The sequence below is a fragment of the Candidatus Desulfolinea nitratireducens genome (assembly GCF_982879505.1).
This window is the reverse complement of record NZ_CEYOSI010000286.1, coordinates 1-3672: the sequence shown is the minus strand read 5'-3', so window position 1 is coordinate 3672 and position 3672 is coordinate 1. Positions and strand designations below refer to the sequence as shown.

Genomic DNA, 3672 nt, shown 5'->3' with positions numbered 1-3672 from the left:
GGTGATGTAGAAATTGTATATCCAGTTCATCTCAACCCTAATGTACAGAAGCCGGTTCACCGATTATTGGGAAATATCCGCAATATTACTCTATTACCACCGCTGGAGTATTTATCGCTGGTTCATTTGATGAAAAAGTCTTCGCTTATTTTGACTGATTCGGGAGGCATTCAGGAGGAAGCACCTGCTTTTGGTGTGCCAGTGCTGGTTCTGCGGGAAGTTACGGAGCGCCCCGAGGGTGTGCAAGCAGGCACATTGAAACTGGTTGGGACGAAAAGACAGAAGATAATAAATGAATCGAATTATTTGCTCAACGATCCCAAAGCTCACTCTGCGATGGCGCAGGCAGTGAATCCTTTTGGAGATGGACACGCGGCGAAAAATATTGTTGAAGTTTTGCAAGCTTATAAAGATTAAAATATATATTTTCAAAAAATGTACCGCAAATAATATGGTGAAAAAATCAGGGAGTGGCTATTTTCGTGTGTAACTAAAATAATGATCTGCTCTGGCTGGATTTGTGATCCAGCGATTGTCCTGTGTAAGCAGGGATTACAAATCCCTGCAGAGCCATAGCATTCCCACTTTGAGATACACCTATTTAGCCACTTCCGAGTATCATACTTTTTCACCATTTTTTATGTATAATATGGGAAATATGAAATCTATGCGAAGTTTTATTGGTTTAGTGATGATTTTGAGCTTGTTGGCGGTCAGCCCTGTTCAAGCGCAAGATGACGATCACAACAAGTATTTTGATCAAACCAGGCATAATATTCAGGGGGCATTTTGGCATTTTTACCAAAATATTAATGAAGCAGAAACTTTTTTGGGGTATCCGATTACAGAGCAATTCATTAACCAGGATGGCGTACTGGTGCAATATTTCCAACGTGCTCGTCTTGAATTGCAAAATGGAGAAGTCCATCTCTCACCATTGGGCACGTTGACATATAAAACCGGGGTGCAACTTAGGATTGACAACCCTCTGGCTTGTCGGGATTTTGAAACAGGGGATGCAGTTTGTTTTGCATTTTTGCAGTATTTTGATGAGCATGGAGGCTTGGCTCTTTTGGGTTATCCGATTTCACCCTTTGAATATCAGGATAACAGGGTCGTCCAGTACTTTCAAAATGGGCGACTGGAATGGCATCCTTCCAAACCGGAAGGACAACGTGTTGTGATGGGTGAATTAGGGGCAATCTTTTTTAATTCAACGGGTGAAGACCCAGCAAGGCGTGATCCTGTTCTCCCGCTTGATCCAAGTATCCGAACACAAGTTTTGTCGCTGAAGGTGCGTGCTTTTCCCTGGAAAGCGGTTACCTATTCAACGGATCAACAATTGATCTTTGTTGTCGTTCAAGATCAGACTTTCCAACCTGTTCAGGGGGCAATTGGGCAGGCAAAAGTTATCTGGACAACTGGAGAAGAGAAAACCCTTCCCGTCCTAATTGATGAAAATGGGATTGCGACTTTGCCGCTAACCATAGCCAATCAAGCTTATGGTGGGCTGGTAACGATTGATGTACAAGTTTCACTTGGTGAGCAATCGGGGCAGACGACCACATCATTTCGGATCTGGTATTAGCCCTGAAAAAACGAGATCATAGCCGCCTTCGGGGCGGTATTTTCTTTTAAAAAATCTCTGATATATTTCCAATACGGCCCCAGGTACTTGCATGGTATTATCATTTTCGAAGAGTTCTCATTACTTATATACGGTACTGCAATATCTTGTAGAGCCTTAATCAGAGAATAATCTCATCATTGTTTAGTTATTTACCTAAACATTCAAAATGGAGGATCGTATGAATATCGCAATCTTATTTAAAGGTTTAGCCAGTCTCTCATGGTTTGCCTTCATTGCTGTTCTTGGCATGGTGATTATGCGCGCGTCAAGGAAGCAGCCTACAAAAGGATTAACATCGCTGTTGGTTGGTGTGCTTCTTTTTGCAATGGTTATATCGGTGATTAGCGCCGGAATCGTCTTTATTGAGCCGAATGAACGCGCAGTCGTTGTTTCACCATATAGCTTCCGCGCACCGAACGGCTATCTCGAAGAGGCCATTACGCCCGGCCTACGATGGATTGTCCCTGGGGAAATCGCACGTATTTACTCAATCTCTCGTCAGACCTACACAATGTCGGCTGCATCTGCTGAGGGAAGTGTTATCGGAGACGACTCGATCCGCGCACGTACTGAAGATGGACAAGAAGTTTTCATTGATGCTTCAGTCATCTTTCAAGTAGATGCCACCAAGGTCACCCAGCTTCATATTGAATGGTCAAATCGTTATCTTGATGAGCTTGTTCGCCCGACTACGCGCGGTATCGTTCGTGATGTGGCTTCCCAGTATGGGATTGAAGAGATCGTTAGTTCTGAGCGGTCCTCTTTAGAAAGTGCGATTACTTTGTCAATGGAAGAAAAATTTAAGGAAAACAATCTCATTCTTGTTGATTTTGTTTTGCGCGACATTCACTTTAGCGCAGAATATGCAGTCGCTGTTGAACAAAAGCAAATTGCTGAACAACAGGCTCAACAAGCCAAATTTGTGGTTGAATCAAAGAAGCAGGAGGCCGAGCAGGCTCGTCAGATTGCGCAAGGTGCTGCGGATGCAGCCGTCATCGCTGCCCAGGGTGAAGCGGATGCACGTCTGATCCAGGCCGAAGCTGAAGCCACAGCCTTGGAGCGGATCAACAGTGCTATTCAGAATAAACCCGATCTGCTTATCTATCAATATATTAGCAAGCTTGCACCGGATATTGACGTAATGTTGCTCCCAAATGATTCACCTTTCCTCTTCCCGCTACCTGAAGTTGGAACGTCGGGAACAATACTTCCCTAAGGTAGAAAAAGATTTTATATTGAAACCGCGGCTGAGGTCAAGTAAAATAGACCTCAGCCGTTTTTTGTACGGTAATTTTTATCATGGAGAATATTATGGTAGACGCAGCAAAACCATCAGGGAAGCAAATCCGCCTTACCAGTCTTGCATCTTGTGCTGGTTGAGCATCTAAATTAAGTGCGGAAGCACTGGCGCAGGTACTGCGTCCAATACAAAATATTTATCAGGCAGAAAATTATCCTGATCTTTTAATCGGAATCGGCGATCCTGATGATGCTGCAGCGTGGCGGCTGGATGAGAAACGTGCCCTCATCGTAACGACCGATTTTTTTACTCCCGTTGTCGACGAGGCCTATGATTATGGCGCAATTGCAGCAGCCAATAGCCTTTCAGATATCTACGCAATGGGCGCGCGCCCATTTCTTGCCCTCAATATCACAGCCCTCCCGTCGAACTTGCCAACTGAAATTTCAAGTGAAATATTGCGAGGTGGCGCGGAGAAATCTCGTGAGGCTGGCGTTGTCATTGCGGGTGGACATACCATCACAGACGATGAGCCGAAGTACGGTCTCGTCGTGCTGGGATTTGCCGACATAGATAAAATGATGACGAAAGGTGGTGCAGGGGTTGGGGATGCGCTTGTGCTGAGCAAACCAATCGGATTTGGTGTGACCACGACCGCGTTAAAACAAGAAAAGGCTAAACCCGAAGATATTGCCGAAGTGGTGGGCTGGATGAGTCGCCTCAACAAAACCGCATCCGAACTTGCTCTGGAATTTGGGGTGCGGGGCGCTACCGATATCACTGGTTTTGGCTTACTTGGCCA

At 45.1% G+C, this 3672-nt stretch carries 4 protein-coding genes; all 4 read left to right on the top strand.

The features are described 5' to 3' along the window. Nucleotides 1-417: UDP-N-acetylglucosamine 2-epimerase (locus tag AC3DOM_RS16610; protein WP_487920151.1), on the top strand; the 417-nt coding region annotated here is incomplete at its 5' end. A 250-nt stretch (nucleotides 418-667) separates the two neighbouring features. Beyond that, nucleotides 668-1588, top strand: coding sequence for an LGFP repeat-containing protein (locus tag AC3DOM_RS16605; protein WP_487920150.1), 921 nt, complete (start codon nucleotides 668-670; stop codon nucleotides 1586-1588). Between the two features lie 220 nt (nucleotides 1589-1808). Continuing rightward, nucleotides 1809-2846: a prohibitin family protein gene (locus AC3DOM_RS16600; RefSeq protein WP_487920149.1), complete on the top strand. Its 1038-nt coding sequence runs from the start codon at nucleotides 1809-1811 to the stop codon at nucleotides 2844-2846. A 188-nt stretch (nucleotides 2847-3034) separates the two neighbouring features. Further along, the coding region (selD, locus tag AC3DOM_RS16595; RefSeq protein ID WP_487920152.1) for a selenide, water dikinase SelD at nucleotides 3035-3672 on the top strand (638 nt) is incomplete at its 3' end.